The organism is Rhodococcus rhodnii NBRC 100604 (genome assembly GCF_001894925.1).
Taxonomy (GTDB): domain Bacteria; phylum Actinomycetota; class Actinomycetes; order Mycobacteriales; family Mycobacteriaceae; genus Rhodococcus_F; species Rhodococcus_F rhodnii.
The window spans coordinates 60,963-86,082 of sequence record NZ_BCXD01000009.1 but is presented as its reverse complement, the minus strand read 5'-3'; the positions used below and the strand labels follow the sequence as shown (position 1 = coordinate 86,082).

Annotated in this window: 21 protein-coding genes and 1 pseudogene; 6 read left to right on the top strand and 16 right to left on the bottom strand. The window is 70.2% G+C overall.

Annotated elements, in window-relative coordinates:
- Position 1 precedes the first annotated feature (1 nt).
- The 5 genes from RR1_RS08230 to RR1_RS08210 all read right to left on the bottom strand — a co-directional run bounded on the left by RR1_RS08230 (position 2) and on the right by RR1_RS08210 (position 6,196).
- The gene (locus RR1_RS08230; protein WP_010838492.1) at positions 2-1,015 is read right to left on the bottom strand and encodes a 3-isopropylmalate dehydrogenase; all 1,014 of its coding nucleotides are present in this window, start codon (positions 1,013-1,015) and stop codon (positions 2-4) included.
- Positions 1,012-2,595, bottom strand: coding sequence for a phosphoglycerate dehydrogenase (serA, locus tag RR1_RS08225; protein ID WP_010838491.1), 1,584 nt, complete (start codon positions 2,593-2,595; stop codon positions 1,012-1,014). Before serA ends, RR1_RS08230 begins: the two co-directional genes overlap by 4 nt.
- A gap of 91 nt (positions 2,596-2,686) precedes the next feature.
- On the bottom strand, positions 2,687-3,688 hold the full coding sequence (gene ilvC, locus RR1_RS08220) for a ketol-acid reductoisomerase (protein ID WP_174555413.1): 1,002 nt from the start codon (positions 3,686-3,688) through the stop codon (positions 2,687-2,689).
- A 79-nt stretch (positions 3,689-3,767) separates the two neighbouring features.
- Positions 3,768-4,271 carry an acetolactate synthase small subunit gene (ilvN, locus tag RR1_RS08215; RefSeq protein ID WP_010838488.1) on the bottom strand — a complete coding sequence of 168 codons (504 nt, stop codon included), beginning with the start codon at positions 4,269-4,271 and terminating at the stop codon, positions 3,768-3,770.
- Entirely contained in the window at positions 4,268-6,196 is a 1,929-nt protein-coding gene (locus tag RR1_RS08210; protein WP_040773468.1) for an acetolactate synthase large subunit, read from the bottom strand. Before RR1_RS08210 ends, ilvN begins: the two co-directional genes overlap by 4 nt.
- Positions 6,197-6,522: 326 nt before the next feature.
- On the opposite strand from RR1_RS08210, the gene RR1_RS08205 reads away from it, so the two are divergent.
- Together RR1_RS08205 and ilvD are read left to right on the top strand one after the other, a co-directional pair.
- Positions 6,523-7,083, top strand: a complete 561-nt coding sequence (locus RR1_RS08205) for a PH domain-containing protein (protein WP_010838486.1) — start codon at positions 6,523-6,525, stop codon at positions 7,081-7,083.
- Between the two features lie 132 nt (positions 7,084-7,215).
- Positions 7,216-9,057, top strand: coding sequence for a dihydroxy-acid dehydratase (gene ilvD, locus RR1_RS08200; protein ID WP_040773465.1), 1,842 nt, complete (start codon positions 7,216-7,218; stop codon positions 9,055-9,057).
- Between the two features lie 67 nt (positions 9,058-9,124).
- Here the strand turns inward: ilvD and RR1_RS08195 are convergent, their stop codons facing one another.
- On the bottom strand, positions 9,125-9,928 hold the full coding sequence (locus tag RR1_RS08195) for a DoxX family protein (protein WP_010838484.1): 804 nt from the start codon (positions 9,926-9,928) through the stop codon (positions 9,125-9,127).
- Positions 9,929-10,065: 137 nt separating this feature from the next.
- Between RR1_RS08195 and RR1_RS08190 the strand changes: the two genes are divergently transcribed.
- The gene (locus RR1_RS08190) at positions 10,066-11,172 is read left to right on the top strand and encodes a PQQ-dependent sugar dehydrogenase (RefSeq protein WP_010838483.1); all 1,107 of its coding nucleotides are present in this window, start codon (positions 10,066-10,068) and stop codon (positions 11,170-11,172) included.
- On the opposite strand, the gene gatB is transcribed toward RR1_RS08190, so the two are convergent.
- From gatB to RR1_RS08170, 4 genes are all read right to left on the bottom strand, one after another.
- Entirely contained in the window at positions 11,173-12,684 is a 1,512-nt protein-coding gene (gene gatB, locus RR1_RS08185; RefSeq protein WP_010838482.1) for an Asp-tRNA(Asn)/Glu-tRNA(Gln) amidotransferase subunit GatB, read from the bottom strand.
- Between the two features lie 42 nt (positions 12,685-12,726).
- Positions 12,727-13,758: a 6-phosphofructokinase gene (locus tag RR1_RS08180; RefSeq protein WP_010838481.1), complete on the bottom strand. Its 1,032-nt coding sequence runs from the start codon at positions 13,756-13,758 to the stop codon at positions 12,727-12,729.
- A 135-nt stretch (positions 13,759-13,893) separates the two neighbouring features.
- A complete protein-coding gene (locus tag RR1_RS08175) occupies positions 13,894-14,556 on the bottom strand; it encodes a response regulator (protein ID WP_010838480.1) in 663 nt (220 codons plus the stop codon).
- 10 nt (positions 14,557-14,566) lie between these two features.
- Entirely contained in the window at positions 14,567-15,844 is a 1,278-nt protein-coding gene (locus RR1_RS08170; RefSeq protein ID WP_010838479.1) for a sensor histidine kinase, read from the bottom strand.
- Positions 15,845-16,008: 164 nt separating this feature from the next.
- Here RR1_RS08170 and RR1_RS08165 point away from each other — a divergent pair, with 164 nt between their 5' ends.
- Both RR1_RS08165 and RR1_RS08160 read left to right on the top strand, forming a co-directional pair.
- Positions 16,009-16,602: a phospholipase A2 gene (locus RR1_RS08165; protein WP_010838478.1), complete on the top strand. Its 594-nt coding sequence runs from the start codon at positions 16,009-16,011 to the stop codon at positions 16,600-16,602.
- Positions 16,599-17,879, top strand: a complete 1,281-nt coding sequence (locus tag RR1_RS08160; protein ID WP_143153769.1) for an alpha/beta-hydrolase family protein — start codon at positions 16,599-16,601, stop codon at positions 17,877-17,879. The genes RR1_RS08165 and RR1_RS08160 overlap by 4 nt, the downstream gene beginning before the upstream one ends.
- Here the strand turns inward: RR1_RS08160 and gatA are convergent.
- A complete protein-coding gene (gene gatA, locus RR1_RS08155) occupies positions 17,819-19,303 on the bottom strand; it encodes an Asp-tRNA(Asn)/Glu-tRNA(Gln) amidotransferase subunit GatA (RefSeq protein WP_010838477.1) in 1,485 nt (494 codons plus the stop codon). The two genes, RR1_RS08160 and gatA, sit on opposite strands and share 61 nt — an antisense overlap.
- Entirely contained in the window at positions 19,300-19,599 is a 300-nt protein-coding gene (gene gatC, locus RR1_RS08150) for an Asp-tRNA(Asn)/Glu-tRNA(Gln) amidotransferase subunit GatC (RefSeq protein WP_010838476.1), read from the bottom strand. The genes gatA and gatC overlap by 4 nt, the downstream gene beginning before the upstream one ends.
- A 238-nt stretch (positions 19,600-19,837) precedes the next feature.
- Here gatC and RR1_RS08145 point away from each other — a divergent pair, with 238 nt between their 5' ends.
- Positions 19,838-20,488: an ACT domain-containing protein gene (locus RR1_RS08145; RefSeq protein ID WP_040773460.1), complete on the top strand. Its 651-nt coding sequence runs from the start codon at positions 19,838-19,840 to the stop codon at positions 20,486-20,488.
- 42 nt (positions 20,489-20,530) lie between these two features.
- Here RR1_RS08145 and RR1_RS08140 read toward each other — a convergent pair.
- The 4 genes and pseudogenes from RR1_RS08140 to RR1_RS23100 form a co-directional block, all read right to left on the bottom strand.
- Positions 20,531-20,980 (bottom strand): annotated as a pseudogene (locus RR1_RS08140) (GNAT family N-acetyltransferase); the annotation flags it as partial.
- 29 nt (positions 20,981-21,009) lie between these two features.
- Positions 21,010-23,205 carry an NAD-dependent DNA ligase LigA gene (gene ligA / locus RR1_RS08135; RefSeq protein ID WP_010838474.1) on the bottom strand — a complete coding sequence of 732 codons (2,196 nt, stop codon included), beginning with the start codon at positions 23,203-23,205 and terminating at the stop codon, positions 21,010-21,012.
- Between the two features lie 858 nt (positions 23,206-24,063).
- Positions 24,064-24,771, bottom strand: coding sequence for a hypothetical protein (locus RR1_RS08130; RefSeq protein ID WP_010838471.1), 708 nt, complete (start codon positions 24,769-24,771; stop codon positions 24,064-24,066).
- The gene (locus RR1_RS23100) at positions 24,738-25,097 is read right to left on the bottom strand and encodes a GAF domain-containing protein (RefSeq protein ID WP_371836782.1); all 360 of its coding nucleotides are present in this window, start codon (positions 25,095-25,097) and stop codon (positions 24,738-24,740) included. Before RR1_RS23100 ends, RR1_RS08130 begins: the two co-directional genes overlap by 34 nt.
- Positions 25,098-25,120: the final 23 nt, after the last annotated feature.

The window sequence follows — 25,120 nt, the reverse complement described above, 5'->3', positions numbered from 1 at the left end:
CTCAGGCCAGGGCGGCGACGATACGGTCGCCGACCTCGCTCGTGACGATCGGTCCGGTGCCCCGGTCCGCGAGATCCGCGGCCACGACCTTCTCGATGCGGTCGGCGTCGTCGCCTCTGCCCTGATGGCGCAGCAGGAGCGCGACCGACAGGATCGCGGCGGTGGGATCCGCGATGCCCTTGCCGGCGATGTCGGGTGCGCTGCCGTGGACCGGCTCGAACATCGACGGGTTGGTGCCCGAGGCGTCGATGTTGCCCGATGCGGCGAGTCCGATGCCGCCGGTGACGGCTCCCGCGAGGTCGGTCACGATGTCGCCGAACAGGTTGTCGGTGACGATGACGTCGAACCGCGACGGGTCGCTGACCATGTAGATCGTCGCGGCGTCGATGTGGCAGTACGCCGTCTCGACGTCCGGGAACTCCGCCCCGACGGTCTCCATCGCCCGCGTCCAGATCGCGCCCGCGAACGACAGCACGTTGGTCTTGTGGATCAGCGTCAGGTGCTTGCGCCGCGTCCGAGCGAGCTCGAAGGCGTACCGCACGACTCGCTCGGCGCCGAACCACGTGTTGATCGAGACCTCGGTCGCGATCTCGTGGGGCGTGCCGACGCGGATCGATCCGCCGTTGCCGGTGTACGGCCCCTCGGTCCCCTCGCGCACGACGACGAAATCGATGTCGGGGTCGCCCGCGAGCGGCGACACGGCGCCCGGGTAAAGCTGTGCGGGACGCAGATTCACGTGATGATCGAGCGCGAACCGCATCGACAGCAGGAGACCGCGCTCGAGGACACCCGGCGTGACCGACGGATCCCCGATGGCGCCGAGCAGGATCGCGTCGTGCTCGCGGATCTCGGCCAGATCGGATTCCGGCAGCAACTCGCCCGTCGCGTTGTACCGGCGGGCACCGAGGTCGTACTCGGTGGTCTCGAGTCCGGGAACGAGGACGCGCAGGACCTTGAGGGCCTCCGCGGTGACCTCGACTCCGATGCCGTCGCCGGGAACGACCGCGAGCTTCACGAGAGATCCACCTGCGCGACACGGGAATCGAGCGACGACACGATCTCGTCGACCTCGGAGTCGCCGACGACCTGGCTCACGCGCAGGATGACGGTCGCGCCTTCGCCCTCGGCGTCCTGGCTCAGCGCAGCGGCCTGGATGTCGATCGCGGCGTTGCCCAGCACCGTGCCGAGGGTGCCCAGCACACCCGGCCGGTCGGTGTAGTGGACGACGAGGTTGTGGCCCTCGGCGCGCAGGTCGAAGCTGCGGGCGTTGATGTTCACGATCTTCTCGACCCGCTGCAGGCCCGTGAGTGCACCCGTGACGCTCGTGACGCCGCCGTCGGCGGTGACCGCACGAACCTCGACGGCGCTGCGGTGCGTCGACGCCTCGGAATGCGTCTCGACGGACACCGTGACGCCGCGCTGCTCCGCGATCGTCGGCGCGTTGACGAACGTGACGGCCTCGTCGCTGCTCGCCGAGAACACGCCGCGCAGTGCGGCGAGTCCCAGGATGTCGACGCTCTCGGCCGCGAGCTCGCCGGTCGCGACGACCTGGACCGTCTGGACGGCCTCGGGCGACAGGGTTCCGGCGAGCAGGCCGAGCTTGCGGACGAGTTCGAGCCACGGTGCGACCTCTTCGCCGACCGGGCCGCCCGAGACGTTCACGGCGTCCGGCACGAACTCACCGGCGAGGGCGAGGAGGACGGACTTCGCGACGTCGATGCCCGCGCGATCCTGGGCCTCGGACGTGGAGGCACCGAGGTGCGGTGTGACGACGGTGTTCTCGAGGTCGAAGAGCTTCGAGTCGGTGCACGGTTCGGTCGAGAAGACGTCGAGGCCGGCGCCGCGGACCTTGCCGGACACGAGCGCGTCGTAGAGCGCGTCCTCGTCGATGAGCCCGCCGCGTGCGGCGTTGACGATGATGACGCCGTCCTTCGCCTTCGCGAGCCGCTCGGCGTTGATGAGACCCGCGGTCTCCTTGGTCTTGGGGAGGTGGACCGAGATGAAGTCGGCCCGCTCGACGAGCTCGTCGATGTCGACGAGCTCGATGCCGAGTTGCGCGGCGCGCGCGGGCGGGAGGTAGGGGTCGTACGCGATGAGGTTCGTCTCGAAGGCGGCGAGGCGGGCCGCGAACAGCTGGCCGATCCGGCCGAGGCCGACGACACCGACCGTCTTGCCGAGGATCTCGGTGCCGTTGAAGCTCGACCGCTTCCAGGTGTGCTCGCGCAGCGTGCGGTCGGCGGCAGGGATCTGGCGGGCGGTCGCCATGAGCAGCGCGACGGCGTGCTCGGCGGCGGAGTGGATGTTCGACGTCGGCGCGTTGACGACCATGACGCCACGCTCGGTGGCGGCCGGGATGTCGACGTTGTCGAGCCCGACGCCCGCGCGGCCGACGATCTTGAGGTTCGGGGCCGCGGCGAGGACCTCGGCGTCGACGGTGGTCGCCGAGCGAACCAGCAGCGCGTCCGCCTCGGGGACGGCGGCGAGCAGGGCAGGCCGATCCGGCCCGTCGACCCAGCGCACGTCGACGCCGTCGCCGAGGGCGTCGACGGTCGATTGTGCGAGCTTGTCTGCGATCAGGACTACGGGGCGGCTCACGTACTGACTCCTGTGGGAAAGCGGGTGCGGATCGGGGGTGATTCTAGAGCGCGGGCGGTGGCCGTGGTCGGCCACCGCCCGCACCGGTACGTCAGGCCGTTTCGGTGATCGGCCGGTCGACCCAGCTCATGAGTCCGCGCAGCTTCTGCCCGGTGACCTCGATCGGGTGCTCGGCGTTCTGCTTGCGCAGCCCTTCGAGCTCCTTGTTGCCGCCCTCGACGTTGGCGACGAGGCGCTTGACGAAGGTGCCGTCCTGGATGTCCGCGAGGACGGCCTTCATGCGCTCCTTCGTGCCGGCGTCGATGACGCGCGGGCCCGAGAGGTAGCCGCCGAACTCCGCGGTGTCGGACACCGAGTAGTTCATGCGCGCGATGCCGCCTTCGTACATGAGATCGACGATGAGCTTGAGCTCGTGCAGCACCTCGAAGTACGCCATCTCGGGCGCGTAGCCGGCCTCGACCATGACCTCGAAGCCCGTCTTGACGAGTTCCTCGGTACCGCCGCACAGCACGGCCTGCTCGCCGAAGAGGTCGGTCTCGGTCTCTTCCTTGAACGTCGTCTTGATGACGCCGGCGCGGGTGCCGCCGATGCCCTTCGCGTAGGAGAGTGCGAGCGCCTGGCCCTCGCCCTTCGGGTCCTGATCGACGGCGATGAGCGCGGGAACGCCCTTGCCGTCGACGAACTGGCGGCGCACGAGGTGGCCGGGGCCCTTCGGAGCGACCATCGCGACCGTGATGTTCGACGGCGCCTCGATGAGCTTGAAGTGGATGTTGAGGCCGTGCCCGAAGAACAGCGCGTCGCCGTCCTTCAGGTTGGGCGCGATGTCCTCGGTGAAGATCTGCGCCTGCGCGGTGTCCGGCGCGAGCAGCATGATGACGTCGGCCCACTCGGCGACCTCGGCGGGCGTGCCGACGGCGAGCCCCTGCTCCTCGGCCTTGGCGCGCGACTTCGAGCCCTCCTTGAGGCCGATGCGCACCTCGACGCCCGAATCGCGCAGGCTCAGCGAGTGAGCGTGCCCCTGGCTGCCGTAACCGATCACCGCGACCTTGCGTCCCTGGATGATCGACAGATCGGCGTCGTCGTCGTAGAACATCTCGACTGCCACTGTTGTTACCTCTCGTCTTTCGGTGAATTCGGTTATGAGGGTGAAACTTCGATGGGATCCGGGACGGTCACCGCGTCGCGGTGATCGACTTCGGTCCGCGGCCGACGGCGACCACACCCGACTGCACGATCTCACGCACGCCGTACGGATCGAGCATGCGCAGCAGCGCTTCGAGCTTCGAGCGCGTGCCCGTCGCCTCGATGGTGACCGACTCGGGTGCGACGTCGATGACCTTCGCGCGGAACAGGTTCACGGTCTCGATCACCTGGGTCCGGACGGTCGCGTCGGCACGCACCTTGATGAGCACGAGTTCGCGTGCGACGGACGACTCGGCGTCCTGCTCGACGATCTTGATGACGTTGATCAGCTTGTTGAGCTGCTTGGTCACCTGTTCGAGCGGGAAGTCCTCGACCGTCACGACGATCGTCATGCGCGAGATGCCCGGAACCTCGGTTCCGCCGACCGCGAGCGACGAGATGTTGAACCCACGCCGCGAGAACAGCGACGAGACGCGCGCGAGCACGCCCGGCTTGTCCTCGACGAGCACGCTGAGGGTGTGGCTGGTGCTCACTGGTCGTCCTCTCCGGCTGCGGCCGCACCTGCGGCGGCTTCGCGTTCCATCGCTTCGTGGATGACGGCCGGCTCGGCCGCGGCCTCGTCGTCGTCGAACAGCGGGCGGATGCCGTGGGCGTGCTCGATCGAGTCGTTGCTCATTCCGGCCGCGACCATCGGCCACACCTGGGCGTCGGCGCCGACGATGAAGTCGATGACGACGGGGCGGTCGTCGATCGACTGCGCCTCGCGGATCGCGGCGTCGACGTCCTCTTCGCGCTCGACCCGGATGCCGTGGCAGCCGAGGGCCTCGGCGAGCTTGACGAAGTCGGGGATCCGCTTGGTGTGCGTCCCGAGATCGGTGTTCGAGTACCGCTGGTCGTAGAACAGCGTCTGCCACTGCCGGACCATGCCGAGGTTGCCGTTGTTGATGAGCGCGACCTTGATCGGCACGCCCTCGACGGCACACGTGGCGAGTTCCTGGTTCGTCATCTGGAAGCAGCCGTCGCCGTCGATGGCCCACACCTCGGTGTCGGGGCGGCCCATCTTCGCACCCATCGCGGCGGGAACCGCGTAGCCCATCGTTCCCAGGCCACCCGAGTTGAGCCACGTGCGCGGCTTCTCGTAGCCGACGAACTGCGCCGCCCACATCTGGTGCTGGCCGACGCCCGCGACGTACACGGCGTCGGGGCCGGCGAGCTTGCCGACCTGCTGGATGACGAACTGCGGCGACATCGTGCCGTCCGAGGGACGGTCGTAGCTCAGCGGGTAGCCGCGGCGGATGTCGTCGAGCAGTTCGCGCCACTGCACCAGGTCGATCGTCGTTCCGGTCGCGCGGTCGGCCTTGATCGCCTCGATCAGCTCGACGAGGACCTCGCGGCAGTCGCCGACGATCGGGACGTCGGTGTGGCGGTTCTTGCCGATCTCCGCGGGATCGATGTCGGCGTGCACGACCTTCGCGTCGGGCGCGAACGAGTCGAGCTTGCCGGTGACGCGGTCGTCGAACCGTGCTCCGAGCGTCACCAGCAGATCGCTCTTCTGCATCGCGGCGACCGCGGCGACGGTGCCGTGCATGCCGGGCATGCCGTAGTTGAGCGGATGACTGTCCGGGAACGCACCCCTCGCCATCAGCGTCGTGACGACGGGGATACCCGTGAGCTCGGCGAGCTCGAGCAGCTCCTCGGACGCCTCGGCCTTGATGACGCCGCCGCCGACGTAGAGCACCGGCCGGTTGGATTCGGCGATGAGCCGCGCGGCTTCGCGGACCTGCTTGCCGTGCGGGCGAGTCACCGGCCGGTAGCCGGGCAGCCGCATCTCGGGCGGCCACGAGAACGTCGTCGCGCCCTGCAGGATGTCCTTGGGGATGTCGACGAGCACCGCGCCGGGCCGTCCGCTCGACGCGAGATGGAAGGCCTCGGCCAGCACGCGGGGGATCTCGTCGCCGTCGGTGACGAGGAAGTTGTGCTTGGTGACGGGCATCGTGATGCCCGCGATGTCGGCTTCCTGGAAGGCATCGGTTCCGATGAGCCCGCGACCGACCTGGCCGGTGATCGCCACGATCGGGACGGAGTCCATCTGGGCGTCGGCGAGCGGCGTCACGAGGTTCGTCGCACCGGGGCCCGACGTCGCCATGCACACACCGACCTTGCCGGTCGCCTGCGCGTATCCCGTCGCGGCGTGGCCTGCGCCCTGCTCGTGCCGAACGAGGACGTGGCGCACCTTCTGCGAGTCGAAGAGCGGGTCGTACACCGGAAGTACGGCGCCACCCGGAATGCCGAATACGGTGTCGACACCGAGCTCCTCGAGAGCTCGGACGACCGACTGGGCGCCGGTCACGCGTTCGGGGGCTGCAGGCCGGCGGCCCTGCGCGGCGGCCGCGGGCGTCGGGACCGCCTGCCCGGGCTTGCGCGGCGTGGGCTGGGGCCGTGCTGTTGGTGCGCTCACTTGGACATTCCTCTGTGATTCCGGTGTGTGATTCGGATTCCGGTGTTGTTCGCTTGCCGCCCGGACCTGTGTGGATCACGCCCCGGGCAACAAAAACCCTCGCCAGCACGGTGGCTGTACGAGGGTGGCGCGTCGATCTGTGAGTTGAAGGTGAATCGACTCAGGCGACGACGCGCCGGCCGATTACGAGCAACCCATTCTGTTTCACGCGCTCGACGGTAGGCGCGCGTGGTGCGAACAGTCAACTTGTTGAGCAGGCTGTCCCAGAATCTGAGATGCAACGGTCGCGATGCAAAGATGGTGTGGTGTCAACTTCGCAGCAACCCGTGCCACCGGAACCATCATCCCACACGCTCGATGCGTCTCGACAGGTCATCCGGACGACACCGCTCGCGTACCTCGCGTGCGCGTTCCTCCTCTTCGCGGTGACCTTCCCGATCTTCGGCAACCCCGCCGCGTTCGGCTGGCTGATCCTCGCGCCGATCGTCGCGGCGTACGCCGTCGCCCGTGTCCGGACGGTGGTGACCCCCGAGAAGATCACGACCCGCTCGATGTTCCGGAGCGACTCGATCGACTGGGACGACGTCACCGGATTCCGGTTCGCCGAGCGCAAGCCCGCTCGGGCGGTCCTCACCGACGGCACCGAACGCGTCCTGCCCATGGTGACGTTCGGCCGTGCCCCGCAGCTCGCCGCCGCGAGCGGTGGCCGCATCACCGATCCCTACGAGGCGGCGGTCTCGGCCTGGCGTGAGGACGAGGCCGCCGAGGAGGCCGCTGCCGCCGAGACCGACGCCGACGAGAACGCCGCCACCACCGGCGAGACGACCGTCGATGCCGAGCCCGCGGCGTCGAGGACGCCGTCGCGCGGCGACGACCCGCGCGAGTGAGCACCGCGACACCGGCGTAAATTCGGCCGTGCCGGACTCGCGCGGACGACGCACACGCCGCGACACGCCCCGGCCGGCCCACCCCCGCCGCCAGCCCCGCACCACCTCCCCCCGCCGATCGAGGATCAGCCCATGCCCCCGCTGAGATCACGCACCACGACCGCCGGCCGCAACGCAGCCGGAGCGCGCGCCCTGTGGCGCGCGACCGGCATGACGGACTCGGACTTCGGCAAGCCCATCGTCGCGATCGCGAACTCGTACACGCAGTTCGTGCCCGGCCACGTTCATCTCAAGAACGTCGGCGAGATCGTCGCCGACGCCGTCCGCGCCGCGGGCGGCGTCCCCCGCGAGTTCCACACGATCGCCGTCGACGACGGCATCGCCATGGGCCACGGCGGAATGCTGTACTCGCTGCCGAGCCGCGAGATCATCGCCGACTCCGTCGAGTACATGGTCAACGCGCACACCGCCGATGCGCTCGTGTGCATCTCGAACTGCGACAAGATCACCCCCGGCATGCTCAATGCCGCGATGCGCCTGAACGTTCCGACGGTGTTCGTCTCGGGCGGCCCGATGGAGGCCGGCAAGGACGTCGTCGTCGGCGGTGTCGCGCAGGCGCCCACCGACCTCATCACCGCGATCTCCGCGTCCGCGAACGACGCCGTCTCCGAAGAGGGCCTCGACGAGGTCGAACGCAGCGCGTGCCCCACGTGCGGATCGTGCTCGGGCATGTTCACCGCCAACTCGATGAACTGCCTCACCGAGGCACTGGGCCTCGCGCTCCCCGGCAACGGTTCGACGCTGGCGACCCACGAGGCACGCCGCGCACTCTTCAGCCGTGCCGGAACGACCGTCGTCGAGGCCGCGCTGCGCTACTACCGTGACGAGGACGAGTCGGTGCTGCCACGGAACGTCGCCTCCCCCAAGGCGTTCCGCAACGCGATGGCGCTCGACGTCGCGATGGGCGGATCGACCAACACGGTGCTGCACACGCTCGCCGCCGCGCAGGAGGGCGAGGTCGACTTCGATCTGACGACGATCGACGAGATCAGCCGCCGCGTCCCGTGCCTGTCGAAGGTCTCGCCGAACTCCGATTACCACATGGAGGACGTGCACCGCGCGGGCGGAATCCCGGCGATCCTCGGCGAGCTGCGCCGCGCCGGGCTGCTCGAAACCGATGTGCAGACAGTGCATTCCGAGTCCTTCGAGTCGTGGCTCGACACGTGGGACATCCGCTCCGGTGTCGCGTCCGACGAGGCCGTCGAACTGTTCCACGCCGCTCCGGGCGGCGTCCGCACGACCGAGCCGTTCTCGACCGACAACCGCTGGTCGTCGCTCGACACCGATGCCGAAGGCGGCTGCATCCGCGATCTCGAGCACGCCTACACGGTCGAGGGCGGGCTGTGCGTGCTGCGCGGCAACATCGCCGAGGACGGCGCGATCCTCAAGACCGCAGGCATCGACGAGGACCTGTTCTCGTTCGAGGGCCCCGCGGTCGTCGTCGAGTCGCAGGAGGAGGCCGTCTCGGTGATCCTCCAGAAGAAGATCCAGCCGGGCGACGTGATCGTCGTCCGCTACGAGGGCCCGAAGGGCGGCCCGGGCATGCAGGAGATGCTGCATCCCACCGCGTTCCTCAAGGGCTCGGGTCTGGGCAAGGTGTGCGCTCTCGTCACCGACGGCCGCTTCTCGGGCGGCACGTCGGGCCTGTCGATCGGCCACATCTCCCCCGAGGCCGCCGCCGGTGGCGTCATCGGCCTCGTCGAGAACGGCGACCGGATCCGCATCGACGTCACGACGCGCGCCCTCGAACTGCTCGTCGACGACGACGTGCTGGCCGAGCGCCGAGCGAAGATGGAGGCGTCGGAGCGGCCGTGGCAGCCGGTCGATCGTGACCGGAAGGTGACGACCGCGCTGCGTGCGTACGCCGCGCTCGCGACCTCCGCCGACAAGGGCGCCGTCCGCCACGTCCCGTAGGCACTTCGCCGCTCGTGCGTGAGTTTCCGGTGCAGGGACGGGAAAGTCACGCACGAGCGCGGAGCGGCTATACCAGCGGGTTCGCGCCGTTGAGGAGGACCCACACCGCGACGCCGGCGGCGATGCCGATCGCCGCCAGCAGCAGCGACCCCACGAACGGCCTCGTCGCCCAGCCGCGGCGGCCGTCGAGCGCGATCCGGCCCGGCCCCGTCAGGACGATCACACCCGCGCACACTCCGAGCAGCGTCTCGTACTCGATGCCGTCGGGCGCGAAGAACTGCAGTCCCGGCTCGGCCGCCTGCCGAAACGCCCACGCGTTGATCATCAGCGCCAGCGCACCCGCGGCCGCCCACGGCGTCAGCAGGCCCAGGATCAGCAGCGCACCCGCCGCGGTCTCACCGGCGGCGCCCACGATCGCGAGCACCCGCGCCTGATCGAAGCCCGACTCGGCGAGCGCCTGCTCGTAGCCGTCCAGGCCCGGCCCGCCCCACAGCCCTGCGAGCTTCTGCAGCCCGTGGACCAGCAGGATCGCACCGACCGCGACACGCAGCGCGAGCAGTCCCAGATCGAGCGTGCCGCGCCGGGCCGGAAGCCGTTCGCGATCGACAGGGACGGGCGCCGCGGGCGTCGGGTTCGTCGTGTCCTGTTCGCGCGCCGCGGCAGCGTAGGCCTCGGGCGTTCCGGACGTGGGCAGCACCTCGGTCGGCCCGGTGCCGTAGATCGGAAACTGCTCGGTGGGCGCGGCACCCACCGTCGCGACCCGCTCGGTCGGCTGATCGTCGTACGGGCTCGGGCCCTGCCGATCGAAGCCCGCAGCGGAATCCGTGCGGCTCGGCCGCGAGGACGTGGAGTCTTTCGGATTTTCGCTCACAGCGAAAATCGTAGGCCGCCCTCGCGCTGCTCCACGGGATCCGGACCGGCGTGGCGAGGCGAAAGCCGCTTCCGTAACGTCTGCGGCATGAGGACGCCGTCATGAGAGCTCGTCCGGCCGGACCGATGCGCCCGCGCATGCTGCCGCGCATCGTCGCGGTGTCCGCCGCGGTCCTCGTCGCGGCGGGATGCGCACGGTTCGACGACTCGGCGTCGTCCCCCTTCACGCCGGAACCCGCGGACGCCCCCATCGGTGAGGTGCAGCCCGAGAGCCCGCCGGCACCCACGACGACGCCCGAGCAGAACACACCGCCCGGGCCGCTCGGCCCGTGCGAGGACGCCGATCCGTCCGTCGTCGCGACGTGCCTCGAACCGACCGGCGGGCTCGTCGTGCTCCACGACGGCGAGACGGCGCTGGTGGCCGAGCGCACGACGGGACGCATCCTCCGGGTCGCTCAGGGCAGCGAGCCCGTCGAGACCGCCCGCGTGGACGTGGACTCGGGCGGCGGCCTGCTCGACATCGCGCTCTCGCCGACGTACGAAGAGGATCGGCTGATCTACGCCTACGTCGCGACGGCGAGCGACCATCGCGTCGTCCGGATCGCGCCGGGCGACGTCCCCAAGCCCGTGCTCACGGGGATCCCCCGTGGCGGCGAGGCGAATTCGGGCGGACTCGCGTTCGCCGGGCCCGGCGAGCTCATGGTCGCGACGGGAGATGCGGGCGATCCCGCGGCGGCCGCCGATCCGTCGTCGCTCGCGGGCAAGGTGTTGCGGGTGCGTGCCCTCACCCCCGGCACGTCCGAGCGTCCCGAGATCGTGACGACGGGGCTCGCCGCCCCGGGCGGAGTGTGCACCGAACCCGGCCTCGCGACGTGGGTGACCGATCGCGGCGCGCTCGAGGACCGCCTGATGCGGATCGGCAGCGACGGGGCCGTCGCGGGATCGGTGTGGACGTGGCCCGACCGGCCCGGCGTCGCACACTGCGCCGCCGCGGGCGGGGTCGTCGCGGTCTCGCTCGAACACGGCAGGGCCCTCGCGGCCCTCGGCGTCGACGGCAGCGGCGCCGTCACGACCGCACCGGGCCTGCTCGCGCAGAACCGCTACGGCGCGCTGAGCGGCGCCGCGGTGTCGCCGACCGGCGAGATCTGGGCCGGCACCGTCAACAAGCTCGCTGCCGACCCGACACCGACCGACGACCGCGTCGTGAAGATCCCGCCACCGTCCGGCGGCGGCGGGTTCGACTGATCAGGCGCCGCAGGCGGCGAGCACCAGTTCCTTGACGCGGGCGGGATCGGCCTGCCCGCGCGTCGCCTTCATGACGTCGCCGACGATCTTGCCCGCGGCCGCGACCTTGCCGCCGCGGATCTTGTCGGCGATGTCGGGGTTCGCGGCGAGCGCCTCGTCGACGGCGGCCTGGAGCTTGGTGTCGTCGCGCTCGACCGCGAGACCGCGCGCAGCGACGATCGCCCGCGGATCACCCTCGCCGTCGAGCACGAAGTCGACGACCTGCCGCGCGACCTTGTTGTTCAGTGTCCCGTCCGCGACGAGGTCGACGACCTCGGCGACCTGCACCGGCGTGATCGCCAGCTCCACGAGCTCGACGCCGCGCGTGTTCGCCTGCTGCGTGAGGTACGAGACCCACCACGACCGCGCGGCGTCGGCGGGTGCGCCGGCCTCGGTCGTCGCGATGACGAGTTCGAGTGCGCCCGCGTTGACGAGGTCGCGCATGACCTCGGCGGAGACCCCCCACTCCTCCTGGATCCGTGCGCGGCGCAGCCACGGGAGCTCGGGAAGCGTCTCGCGCAGTTCCTCGATCCACTCGGCGTCGGGCGCGACGGGCTCGAGATCGGGCTCCGGGAAGTACCGGTAGTCCTCGGCGGTCTCCTTCCGGCGGCCGGGCGACGTCGTGCCGTCGCCCTCCTGGAAGTGCCGCGTCTCCTGGATCACCTCGCCGCCGCCGCGCAGCACCGCGCCCTGACGGCGCATCTCGTAGCGCACCGCGACCTCGACACTCTTGAGCGAGTTGACGTTCTTCGTCTCGGTGCGGGTACCGAATTCGCTCGCTCCCTTGGGCATGAGCGAGACGTTCGCGTCGCAGCGCAACGAGCCCTGGTCCATGCGCACGTCCGAGACCTCGAGCGCGCGCAGCAGGTCACGCAGCGCCGTGACGTAGGCGCGGGCGACCTCGGGAGCACGCTCCCCCGCCCCGGTGATCGGCTTGGTGACGATCTCGACGAGCGGGACGCCCGCGCGGTTGTAGTCGAGCAGCGAGTGGGACGCGCCGTGGATGCGCCCGGTCGCGCCGCCGACGTGCAGCGACTTTCCGGTGTCCTCCTCCATGTGCGCGCGCTCGATGTCGACGCGCCACGTCGTACCGTCGTCGAGGACGACGTCGAGGAAGCCGTCGTGCGCGATGGGCTCGTCGTACTGCGAGATCTGGTAGTTCTTCGGCTGGTCCGGGTAGAAGTAGTTCTTGCGCGCGAAACGGCCGCGCGGCGTGATCGAGCAGTTCAGCGCGAGGCCGATCCGGATCGCCGACTCGACCGCCGCCTGGTTGACGACGGGCAGCGCACCCGGCATCCCGAGACACACCGGGCACACCTGGGTGTTGGGCTCGGCGCCGAACGCCGTCGGGCAGCCGCAGAACATCTTGGTCTGCGTTCCGAGCTCGACGTGGACCTCCATACCGAGCACGGGATCGTATGCGGCGAGCACGTCGTCGTAGTCGAGGATCTCCGGAGCATCCAGCGCAGTCATGTGCCCGAGTTTATTCTCCGGCCGCGGCCGGGGGTAACGCGGTCACGCGAAGAGCGCCACCGACTCGGCGTACCGCTCCCGTGGGACGGTCTTGAGTTCGCGCGTCGCGTCCGCGAGCGGGACGAGGTCGATCGACGTCCCGTGGAGCGCGACCATGGTGCCGAAGTCGCCCGCATGGACCGCATCGGTCGCGTGGAGGCCGAACCGCGTCGCCAGCACGCGGTCGTAGGCGGTGGGCGTACCGCCGCGCTGGGTGTAGCCGAGGACGGTCGAACGCACCTCCATCCCGATCCTGCGTTCGATCTCGTCGCCCAGTTGCTGTGCGACGCCGGTGAAGATCTTGTGCCCGAACTCGTCGATGCCGCCCTCACGGAACTGCATCGACCCGGCGAGCGGCATCGCACCCTCGGCGACGACGCAGATGAAGTGCTTGTCGCCGCGCTCGAAGCGCCGTGCGATGCGATCGCACACGTCCGCCACGTCGAACGGCACCTCGGGGATCAGCGTCAGGTGCGCGCCGCCGGCGAGCCCGGCGTGCAGCGCGATCCATCCCGCGTGCCGGCCCATGACCTCGACGAGCATGACGCGCTGATGCGATTCCGCCGTGGTGTGCAGGCGATCGATCGCCTCGGTCGCGACGGTGAGCGCGGTGTCGAAACCGAACGTGACGTCGGTGCGGTCGATGTCGTTGTCGATGGTCTTCGGCACGCCCACGACGGGCACCCCGGACTCGGCGAGCCAGTGCGCGGCCGTGAGCGTTCCCTCGCCACCGATCGGGATGAGCGCGTCCACGCCGTTGTCCTGCAGCGTCTTGCGGATCTGTGGCAGTCCGTCGCGCAGCCGTTTCGGGTTGACGCGCGCCGTCCCGAGGATTGTGCCGCCGCGGGTGAGGATCCGGTCGATCCGTTCGTCCGCCGCGAGTTCGCGATGGCTGTCCTCGAGCAGCCCCCGCCACCCGTCGCGGAAGCCGACGACGCTGCTGTCGTACTCCTGCGCTGCGCGCCGCACGATCGAGCGGATCACCGCGTTCAGGCCCGGGCAGTCGCCGCCACCCGTGAGGACTCCGATACGCATGTGCTCTCCTCGCTCCCGGACAGTGTCGGACGCCGACGGGCCCCGTCGGCCGATCCCCTTGCCTCACGAACCTAGTCGGTCGGCGCGGTGCGCGTCGAAGGACGACGGGGCCGACGGCCGGGGACGAAGTGCTCGTCACCCCGGGACGACGAGCCCCGTCTCGTACGCGACGACGACGGCCTGAGCGCGGTCACGCAACCCGAGCTTCGCGAGCACCTTCCCCACGTGCGTCTTCACGGTCTGTTCCGCGACGAACATCTCGGCGGCGATCTCGCTGTTGGAGAGCCCCCGGGCGATCGCTTCGAGGACCTCGCGCTCGCGGGGGGTGAGAGCATCGAGCCGCCGGGTGTCGAGCCGGTGTCCGGGGTGCCGCGACACGACGTCCGCGATGAGCCGGCGCGTGACTGTGGGCGCGAGCAGCGCGTCGCCCGCCGCGACGACCCGCACCGCGCGGACGAGTTCGTCGGCGGGCGCGTCCTTGAGCAGGAACCCGCTCGCCCCGATTTCGAGTGCGGCGTACACGTATTCGTCGATGTCGAACGTCGTGAGCATGAGCACACGCGGCGCGGGGTCGAGATGCGCGGCGAGGATCGCGCGTGCCGCGTCGAGACCGTTCGTCCCGGGCATCCGGACGTCCATGAGGACGACGTCGGGTCGCAGCCGCGTCACTTCACGGATCGCTTCGGCGCCATCGGCGGCGTCCCCGACCACCGAGATGTCCGGCTGCGCCGCGAGCAGCGCGCCGAAACCCTGCCGCACCATCGCCTGGTCGTCCGCGATGAGCACCGTGATCGTCACTCGTCACACTCTACGAAGCGGCGTCGCGGCTCGGTGCGGCGACACCGACCACACCACCCGACGGGATCGACGCCGTGACCGCGAAACCGCCGTCACCCGTGGGCCTCGCGATCACGGACCCGCCGACGGCGCGCGCCCGTTCCTGCATTCCCTCGATTCCGGTACCGCCGCTCGTCCCCGGTTGTGCGGGAACGAGTCCCGGGCCGTTGACGACGCGGAGGTGCACGCCGTCGTGACCGAAGTCCATCGTGACGTCGATCCGGGCTCCCGGCGCGTGCCGCGCACCGTTCGCGAGCGACTCCTGGACGATCCGGTACACCACCATCCCGGGCGCGTCCGCCATGACCGCCGGATCACCCGAGATGTCGGCGTGGACGTCGATTCCGGCGCGCTTGCTGCCCTCGACGAGCGCGGGAACGTCGAGCGCGGACGGCTGCGGCGCGTCCTCGGGGTGCTGGCCGTCGCTGCGCAGTACGCCGAGCATCCCGCGGATCTCGTCGAGCGCCGCCCTGCCGGACGAGCCGATCGAGTCGAATTCCGCTGCGATCTCGTCGGTCACGCCGTCGAGCCGGTACCGCGCGCTCTGCGCCTGGACGACGACCATCGACATGTGATGCGCGACGACGTCGTGCAGGTCCCGTGCGATACGGGTGCGTTCTTCGAGGATCGCGCGCCGGGCCCGTTCCAGTTCGCCGATCTCCTCCTGCACGGCAAGCTGTTTGCGCGAGCGCGCGAGCCACCGCACGAGCAGCGAGAACGCGACGAGCACCGACAACCCCACGGCCCAGCCCGGACCGTCGGCGCCGGGTACGTAGAGCCAGAAGAGCGCGCCCGTCGCGAGCCACACGACGCCGACGACCGGGAGCGCTTCGCGCGCCGCGACCCCGGCGACGAGCACGAGCAGCGCGATGATGTGGACGACCTGCCACGGATACGCGTACATCACGGCATCGGTCGTCGGGAACACGGTCACGTACACGAGGGCGGCGAGCGCGGACGCCGCCCAGCCGAACGCCGGCGCGGTGCGCGTGAACACCACCGGCCCGGCGACGGCGAGCGCCACGAACGGCTGCACCGGATACGGCACCGAGTGCGTCAGGTGCATCGTCGACCACGACACGATGTAGAGCACGAGCGCGGTGAGGGCGAACAGCACGTCGATCCACCGGACGATGCCGAGCCGGCCCGCCCAGGTCCTGACGGCGCCGATGCGCGACCCGGTCCGCTTCCCGCCGTCCCGGTTCCGCTCGCGTCGTGACGTCGTGCCCCGACGCAGTGGTGACTTCATGCCTCGACACTAGAGTTCGCGGCCGCTCGCGTCGTCGTACTCGGGAGTGAGATCACGCCCCTACGGTGGGGTGACACCGTCGTGCGGGCACACCCGGCGGGGCAGTCCGGAACGGCTCTCGGAGCCGATGTGACCTGGTGCCGGGCGTTCGTAGCGTCCCGTTCATGACCACAACGAAGCGATCGGGATCGCGGGTACGCAGGCCGTCACGTCATCGCGGCGCACTCGTGCTGGGCGGCGTCGCGGTCGTGTCGGCGGCCGTCGCCGGCATGTCGAGTGCGAGTGCGGCCGCGCTGCCGAACACGCCGGCGGCGACGGCGTCGTTCGACGCCGTGATGGGCTACTCCCCCGAGATCGACGGCGGTCGCCTCAGCAATCCCACGGGCTCGTGCTCGTCACCCGTTCCGCTGCCCGAGGCCTTCGACGCGAGCTGCCGCAGGCACGACTACGGCTACGACTACCTGCGCTATCGTGCCGCGGTCGGAACGCCACCGCCGCAGTCGGTCCGGCAGGGCTACGACGCCGCGTTCGCCGACGACCTCGCGGCCGTGTGCTCGAATCCCCCCGAGGGCCTGTCGGGCACGACCTGCCGCGCTGCCGCGGCCGTCGCCACCACCGCCGTCGAGGCGAACTCCTGGCGGCAGGGCTACGGCGTCCCGGTCGACGAGTCGAAGCAGATCGCGCTCGTCACCGGAGTTCTCGCGTCGGGCGCCGTGGTACTGCTGGGGCGCCGTCACCTGACGGGAGGCCGGGCGTGACACCGCCGCGGGTGACGACGAGTCTCGCCGCCGCGGCGGCGCTCGCCACCGCACTCGCCCCGTCGATGCTGCCCCGTCCCGCGATCGTCGAGGGCATTCTGCTCGCTCTCGCCCTCGTCGTGGCGTTCGCCGTGTCCGCGGTGGCACGGCGGGTCGTCACGACGACACCACCGCAGGGCCTGCGGTTCGCGGTCGCCGTGGTCGCGCTCGCCGTCGTGACGATCTCCGCGGCGCGAGCAGTCCGGTGGCACAACGGCCTCCGCTCGGCGATGGAGATGCCCGCAGCGGGCGCGGCCCACTGGCTCGTCGCCGCGGCGACCGCCGGCGCGGTGACGGCGCTCGCGCTGGGTGCGGCACGAGCCGCAACGTCGCTCGTACGCCGCTGGGGAGCCGTACGCGCCGTCGCCGTCGCGGCCGCGACGTCCGTCGTCGTGGCGATCGTCGGCGCACCCACTGCCGTCTCCGCGAATCCGGCCAATGCCGCTGCAGCGGAGGCGGCCTCGACCTACGTCGCGCTCGCCGAGGCACCCACAGCGAGTACCCGCGCGTCGCTCGCGGTCGACGAACTCGAGAGGTCCGGCGCACTCGAGCGCTCTGCGATCGTCGTCGCGGTTCCCACGGGCTCCGGCTGGATCGACGCCGCGGCGCTCGCCGGGATCCGGCAACGCTTCGGCGGCGACGTCGCCGTCGTCGCGACGCAGTACACCGACACCCCGAGCTGGTACAGCTTTCTCACGCAACGCGATTCGGCGGAAAAGAGCGCACGCGCCGTCCTCGACGCGGTCGCCGCGCGGCTACGGCTGCTCCCCGTTGCCTCGCGCCCGTCGCTCCACGTGTACGGGCAGAGCCTCGGTGCACTCGGGGGTGCGCGCGCCGTCGCGTCCAGCCCGTACCGCGCTGACGTGTGCAGCGCGGTGTGGGTGGGCCCGCCGCCCGGGACGCCGCTCTCGTCCGGCACCGTTCTCGCCAACGGATCCGATCCCGTTCCGGTGTGGTCGGCCGATCTGCTCGTCCGGCCGCCGGACGCGGCGGCCACGACCCACGATGCTCCGGCCCCGCAGTGGATTCCGGTGGTGAGCTTCGTGCAGACGACGGTCGATCTGCTCGTGTCGCTGAACGTTCCGGCGGGCCACGGCCATCGCTACGACGAACGGCAGGGCACCGCGATGGCCGAGTGCCGTCGCGATGCCCTGCCGTCGCAGCAGAGTGACGTCGTTCAGAGCGCGGGCGCCGCCATCGGGCCGCGCGCGACCTCGTACGCCGCGCCGACGCGGTAGAGCCGCTCGTCCGCGTGCGCGGGCGCCATGATCTGCAGCCCGACTGGCAGGCCGTCCTCCTCGGACAGGCCCGAGGGCACCGACATCGCGCAGTGACCGGCGAGGTTCGTCGGCAGCGTGCACAGGTCGGACAGGTACATCGCGAGCGGATCGTCGACCTTCTCGCCGAGCTTCCACGGCGTGAACGGGCTCGTCGGCGCGACCAGCACGTCGACCTGCTCGTAGGCCCGCTCGTAGTCGCGAGCGATGAGGGTGCGCACCTTCGACGCCGAGCCGTAGTAGGCGTCGTAGTAGCCGGCCGAGAGCGCGTACGTCCCGATCATGATGCGGCGCTTGACCTCCGGGCCGAAGCCCGCGGCACGCGTCGCCGCCATGACCTGCTCGGCGCTCATCGAGCCGTCGTCGACCCGCAGCCCGTAGCGCATCGCGTCGAACCGGGCGAGGTTCGACGACACCTCGCTCGGCAGGATCAGGTAGTACGCCGCGAGCGCGTGCACGAAACTCGGGCACGAGACCTCGATCACCTCGGCGCCCAGATCCTTCAACGTCTGCACCGCGGTGTCGAACGACGCGAGAACGCCGTCCTGATAGCTGTCGGAGTGCAGTTCCTTCACGACGCCGACGCGCACGCCCTTCAGCGAACCCGTCGCGCCCTCACGAGCGGCGGCCACGACCGGCCGCACCGGGACGTTCGCCGACGTCGAATCGCGCGGATCGTGCCCCGCGATGATCTCGTGCAGCAGCGCGGTGTCGAGCACCGAGCGGCCGCACGGGCCGGCCTGATCGAGCGACGACGCACACGCCACGAGGCCGTACCGCGACACCGTGCCGTAGGTCGGCTTCGTCCCCACCGTCGCGGTCACGGCAGCGGGCTGACGGATCGATCCGCCGGTGTCGGTGCCGATCGCGAGCGGCGCCTGGCGCGAGGCGAGAGCCGCGGCGCTGCCGCCACCCGAACCACCCGGGATCCGCGAGGTGTCCCACGGATTGCGCGTCGGGCCGTACGCGGAGTTCTCCGTCGACGAGCCCATCGCGAACTCGTCGAGATTGGTCTTGCCCAGGATCGGGATCCCCGCGGCGCGCAGCGACGCGCTCACCGTCGACTCGTAGGGCGCGGTCCAGCCCTCGAGGATCTTCGAACCGCACGTCGTGGGCATGTCCGTCGTCGCGAAGATGTCCTTGAGTGCGAGCGGAACACCCGCGAGCGCCGACGCCGGGCGCTCCCCCGCGGCCACGGCGTCGTCGACCTGCTTCGCGGTGACGAGCGCCTGCTCGCCCGCGACATGCAGGAACGCGTTGATCTCGCCGTCGACGTCAGCGATCCGGGTCAGATGTGCCTCGGTCACCTCGACCGAGGACACCTCACCCGCGTGGATTCGCGACGCGAGTTCCGCCGCGCCGAGCGTCGTCAGTTCGCTGCTCATTCGCCCTCTCCCAGGATGCGCGGAACCGAGAACCGGCCCTCGTCGACGGCGGGCGCGCCCGAGAGCGCGTCGTCCTGCGTGAGGGACGGCACGATCTCGTCCGGCCGTGTGACGTTCGCGACCGCGTTGGGGTTCGCCATCGCGGGAACGTCCGCGGTGGCGACCTCGCTGACGGTCTTGACGTGCTCGAGAATCGCATCGAGCTGACCGGCGAACTCGTCGAGTTCGGCGTCGGACAGCGCCAAGCGGGACAGCCGCGCGAGGTGCGCGACCTCGTCGCGGGAGATGGCAGGCACCGCTGGGCCCCTTTCGCATCGTGTTGCTGAACATCGTGTCGCCGACGGTTCGTCAGGCTCTCGCCGCCACATGTGGATCCGGCGAGCCTCTCCAGAGTAGTGCGTGGCCCACCGCTCACGCGCACAGCCCGTACTCGACGGTGTGCGGTGTGAGCCGACGCCGCCGAGTCGGCTGGGCTACCGTGAGATCCCGTCACGGCGGGGGCAGTCGACTCCCGCACCGGGTGAAAGGCTTCGTGTGTCGTACCTGCTTCGCGTTCAACTCCCCGATCGACCCGGCAGCCTCGGGTCGCTGGCAGTCGCGCTCGGGTCGGTCGGCGGCGACATCCTGTCTCTCGACGTCGTCGAACGCGGGGCGGGATTCGCGATCGACGATCTCGTCGTCGACGTCGAACCCGGCAAGCTGCCCGACACGCTCATCACCGCGGCCGAGTCGCTGCCCGACGTCCGCGTCGACTCGATCCGCCCGTACAACGGCATCCTCGACACCCACCGCGAACTCGAACTGATCGATCAGGTCGCGGGCGCACCGCGCGACACCCTGCAGATCCTCGTCGACGGCGCGCCCCGGGTACTGCGCGTCGGCTGGGCCACCGTCGTCGCACAGGGCGAGACGGGGGCCTACCGCATCGTCGGGAGCCCGGGGGCGCCGGAGACCCACGCGACGGACGTCCCGTGGCTTCCGCTCGAGAAGACCGTGGCGCTCGACGGCCAGGCCGACTGGGTGCCACCGATCTGGCGCGAGATGGACACCGCCCTCGCTGCCGCGCCGCTCGGCGTGCCCGAGAAGGCGCTCGTGCTCGGCCGCCCCGGTGGACCCGAGTTCCGGCCGTCGGAGATCGCGCGGCTCGGCTACTTCGCGGGGATCGTCGCGACCGTCCTGGACTGACGGTTCACGGCCACCGCAGCACCAGAATCTCGAGGTCCACGCGCCCGGGACCGGGCTCCAGTCGCGCTCGGACGTCCGGACGAAACCGAGCCGCTCGTAGATTCGCCGCGCGTCGGCCATCACGGCTTCGGTCGAGAGCGCGACGCCACCGAGACCGCGGGCCCGAGCTGTCTCGACGACATGCTCGACGAGCCGGGATCCGGCGCCCGTACGCCGTGCGAGCGGTGAGACCGCGAGCATCCGGAACTCGAGTTCGTCGTCGCGGGCGACCTGGGCGTACACCGACGGTGGCTGCGCGATCGTGACCGATCCGACGATCTCACCGGCGATCTCCGCCACCACGATCTCGGCGGCCCGCGACCGCGCGGCGCAGTCGCGCAGCACCTCGACGTAGGTGCCCTCGGGATCCACGAATCCGCCCTGCACGTACACGTCGACGGTCAGCCGGGCGATGCTCGGGAAATCCGCGGGCGTTGCAGAGCGGATACGCACTGTGCCGTTCTCCCGGACCGATGCCACCGTCACTGCTCGCCCTCCGTCGGAGCCTCGAGCGGCGTGACGGCGTCGGGGCCCGCGTCGAGCAGCACCTCGAAACCGGCCTCGTCGAGAACCGGGACCCCGAGATCGACGGCCTTGTCGTACTTCGAGCCCGGCGACTCCCCTACGACGACGAACGCCGTCTTCTTCGAGACCGACCCGGCGGCCTTACCGCCGCGCGCCAGGATCGCCTCCTTCGCCCCGTCACGCGAGAAGCGTTCGAGCGAGCCGGTGACGACGATCGACAGCCCTTCGAGATTCCGCGGAATGGAGTCGTCGCGCTCGTCTTCCATCCGCACGCCGGCCGCGGCCCACTTGTCGACGATCTCGCGATGCCAGTCCACGTCGAACCACTCCGTGACAGCGTTCGCGATCGTGGCGCCGACCCCGTCGACGGCGGCGAGTTCGTCGGCGGACGCCTCCCGGATGCGGTCGAGCGACCCGAACTCCGTCGCGAGCGCGCGTGCCGCAGTCGGGCCGACGTGCCGGATGGACAACGCGACGAGGACGCGCCAGAGCGGCTTGTCGCGGGCACTCGCGAGATTCGCGAGCAGGCGGCGGCCGTTCGCCGAGAGCGCGCCGTCGTCGTTGCGGAACAGCGACGTCCGGAGCAGGTCGTCCTCGCCGAGCGAGAACAGGTCGCCCTCGTTGACGATGACGTCCGCGTCGAGCAGCGCCGTCGCCGCCTCGTAGCCGAGCGCCTCGATGTCGAACGCCCCTCGACCGGCGACGTAGAACACGCGCTCGCGCAGCTGGCCCGGGCACGAGCGGCCGTTGGGGCAGCGGATGTCGGCGTCGCCCTCCTTCGCCGGGGCGAGTTCGGTGCCGCACTCGGGGCAGTGGGTCGGCATGACGAACGCGCGCTCGTCGCCCGTCCGGACGTCGACGACGGGCCCGAGCACCTCGGGGATGACGTCGCCGGCCTTGCGGATCACGACGGTGTCGCCGATCAGGACGCCCTTGCGGACGACCTCGGAGGCGTTGTGGAGGGTCGCGCGTGCGACGGTCGAGCCCGCGACCGTCACGGGTTCCATGAACGCGAACGGCGTCACCCGGCCCGTGCGGCCGACCCCGACCCTGATGTCGAGGAGCTTCGTCGTCGCCTCCTCGGGCGGATACTTGTAGGCGATCGCCCAGCGCGGAGCACGGGACGTCGACCCGAGCCGACGGTGGAGCGACATTTCGTCGACCTTGACGACGAGACCGTCGATCTCGTGCTCGACGTCGTGCCGGTGTTCGCCCCAGTACCGCATCCGCTCGACGACGGCGTCCGCACCCTGGACCCGCACGGTGTGCGAGGACACGGGCAGCCCCCACGCCGCGAGCGCGACGTACGCCTCGTACTGCGATGCCGGATCGAAGCCCTCGACCGCGCCGAGTCCGTGGCAGATCATGCCGAGCCTGCGCCGCGCGGTGACGGCGGGATTCTTCTGCCGCAGCGAGCCGGCGGCCGAGTTGCGCGGATTCGCGAACGGGGGTTTGCCCTCGGCGACGAGCGAGGCGTTGAGCGCCTGGAAGTCCTCGAGCCGGAAGAACACCTCGCCGCGAACCTCCAGCAACGCCGGCACAGCGAATTCTTCCGTGGCCGTGAGCGTTTCGGGAATGTCGTCGATGGTACGAGCGTTGAGCGTGACGTCCTCACCAGTGCGGCCGTCGCCACGGGTGCCCGCGCGCACGAGCCGTCCGTTCTCGTACACGAGGTCGATCGCGACGCCGTCGATCTTGACCTCGCACAGGTAGTGCAGGTCCGGCCCCGTCTCCTGTTCGACGCGCGAAACCCAGGTGCGCAGCGACTCCTCGTCGAAGACGTTGTCGAGGCTGAGCATCCGCTCGAGATGGTCGACCGCGGTGAAGTCCGTCGCGAAGCCGCCGCCGACGAGCTGCGTCGGCGAGTCGGGGGTCCGCAGATCCGGGAACCGGTTCTCGAGATCGTCGAGCCGTCCCAGCAGTTCGTCGAACTCGCCGTCCGAGATGATCGGCGCGTCCTTGACGTAATAGCGGAACTGATGGCCCCGGACGAGCTCGGCGAGCTCGTTCCACTGCTCTCGAACGTCGTCGGGGGCCGCGGCGGGCGCGGGTTCGGCGCCCTGCGCACCGACGCCCGAACCCTCTGCAACGGGCCCGGTCGCCTCGGTGCCGGTGACGTCGTCGCGGTCGGCCGCTCGGCTGGTATCGCTCACCCGATCAGCCTATCGACTGCGGCGGACACGCCGTCGTCGCGCGAACACATCTGTCCACATCTGCATGGATGCGCGAGGGCGAACGGGAACCGGGGTGGTGACGGCATCCCTGCGCGGCCGAACCGAGCGCGACATCGCCCCAACCGGCTATCCGACTGTTCGACCCCTGTCGACGAGATGACGCGCCCCCGGAGCCCAGACGTGTGCGTGGCGCCGTCGACCTACGCACTCGAGACTGCTTTCTCGACAGTCCGCCGTGACACCCCCTGCGTGCCACGACGATTCTCTGCCGGTCCGCTGCGACAGTTCGGCGACGGGTTCAGGCTGTCCAGCGGCCGCCGGACACGCGTTCTGCGCACGCACGACAGGCACGAGACCCCCGGGGTGGAGTGTCGTTCTCACCCCCTACAGCTCGGTGCGGTGGGGCAACACCCGAAGTGGGACAATGCCTCGACTCTGCGCGGGCCGCGAACACCGGCTCGGACCCACGCGCTGCGATACGACCGCGTGGCGGGCCAGGCCTAGAGGTACCCGATCGTTCACGTCGGCCCGAACACCGGATGGTCGACCAGCACGTGGAGTGCCTTGCGGGAAGCGAACCGTGTCGCTGCGGCGAACGCCCGCGATTTCCGGGGCAGACCGATTGGCGACACAACTCGAACAACTGTCCGGGTGGCACGGATCGGGTCGTCATGGTTCCTCCAGATGTAGTCGACCGACGCACGCGAACGACATGCGCAGCCGAAAGGCAGTGCCACATCTGGGGCCGACGACTCAAGCCTCAGGAAGCCCCCACTGGAGGTGCGGGCTGGAATCTATCAGAGCGTCCCCGCATCCCGCGACCCGGAGTCCGCGGCGCTAGCCGTCGCCACTGCTCGCACCTGGACGCGTCGGTGATGGGTTGTCGCGCATGTCGTCTCGGGCAGCAGCGTCCACGTGTACCAGCACGAGCTTGTCTCCCAGCGGACCCGGATACGGCTGGATGTGGAGATCGGCGAGAACCCAGTCACACACACCTCTCAGACGTGCGACAGCGGCATGCGGTACCACGTCGCCGCTCCGGAACGACTTCAGCGCCTCGCTCAGCACGTGCGCATCGTCGGGATGAACGACGTCGTTCGCTCCTGCGACGTTGCGCCACTGCACCCATGCCGGCGTCTCGGCGAGCCACATCGCCAGGATCGCCCGATCAGCCTCGAACACTGCTGCGTGTACGCCACTTGCCTTGAGGCTCTGCTGCATTCCGAGCTCGTGCAGTGTCGGAGTTTCGGGCGCGCGAGTGTCGGTGACATCGTGCCAGAGCAAGCGGATGCCGATGTTTCCGCTGTCGGTCCGGCCCTTCCCCCAGCAGTGCCAGTTCATGATGTGCGCGTCAGCGTGCAGCACCGACATCGGGGATTCCCATGCGCGTCCGTGGACGGGGTCGAGAGCGAGCTCGAACAGCGAAGCGGACCCGTCGAACTTGACGGACTTCGCGATGTACTCGGCTGGAGTCCTTGTCGGGACATGATCCTCGGGTTCGACTCCGGACATCATCGATGCTTCGAGCGTTTGGGCGATCGACATCGTCTCGAGATGCCAGGCGATGCCGGAGACGATACGGGCGGGAGAACCACAGCATCGGGCTCGCCTACCCACACCTGCACGCCGTGGGTCTCACCGGACGGGCCGAGAACCGGGATCGCTTCGATGTGGAATGACGAACGCGGACCGGTCCGAGACGTCACGTCTGCGACGACCTTGCGACGAGTGTCCCGTACCCGCTGGATGATCGATTCGACGTCGACGTCACGAGCCGGCTGAACGTTTCGACGCACCGAAGCCCACTCGCGAAGATTACCGCCGCAGCTGATCACCGACATTTCTCCGGGGCACAGCGTTTCCACGAGCATCCACTCGTTCAATTGCACGCCCA

Coding starts and splice junctions, on each gene's coding strand:
- gatA (WP_010838477.1), bottom strand. CDS start 19,303: ATGAGCAGCGAACTGACGACGCTCGGCGCGGCGGAACTCGCGTCGCGA.
- RR1_RS08190 (WP_010838483.1), top strand. CDS start 10,066: ATGCTGCCGCGCATCGTCGCGGTGTCCGCCGCGGTCCTCGTCGCGGCG.
- RR1_RS23100 (WP_371836782.1), bottom strand. CDS start 25,097: ATGCTCGTGGAAACGCTGTGCCCCGGAGAAATGTCGGTGATCAGCTGC.
- RR1_RS08170 (WP_010838479.1), bottom strand. CDS start 15,844: ATGAAGTCACCACTGCGTCGGGGCACGACGTCACGACGCGAGCGGAAC.
- RR1_RS08165 (WP_010838478.1), top strand. CDS start 16,009: ATGACCACAACGAAGCGATCGGGATCGCGGGTACGCAGGCCGTCACGT.
- RR1_RS08180 (WP_010838481.1), bottom strand. CDS start 13,758: ATGCGTATCGGAGTCCTCACGGGTGGCGGCGACTGCCCGGGCCTGAAC.
- gatB (WP_010838482.1), bottom strand. CDS start 12,684: ATGACTGCGCTGGATGCTCCGGAGATCCTCGACTACGACGACGTGCTC.
- ilvC (WP_174555413.1), bottom strand. CDS start 3,688: ATGTTCTACGACGACGACGCCGATCTGTCGATCATCCAGGGACGCAAG.
- ilvD (WP_040773465.1), top strand. CDS start 7,216: ATGCCCCCGCTGAGATCACGCACCACGACCGCCGGCCGCAACGCAGCC.
- RR1_RS08130 (WP_010838471.1), bottom strand. CDS start 24,771: ATGTCGATCGCCCAAACGCTCGAAGCATCGATGATGTCCGGAGTCGAA.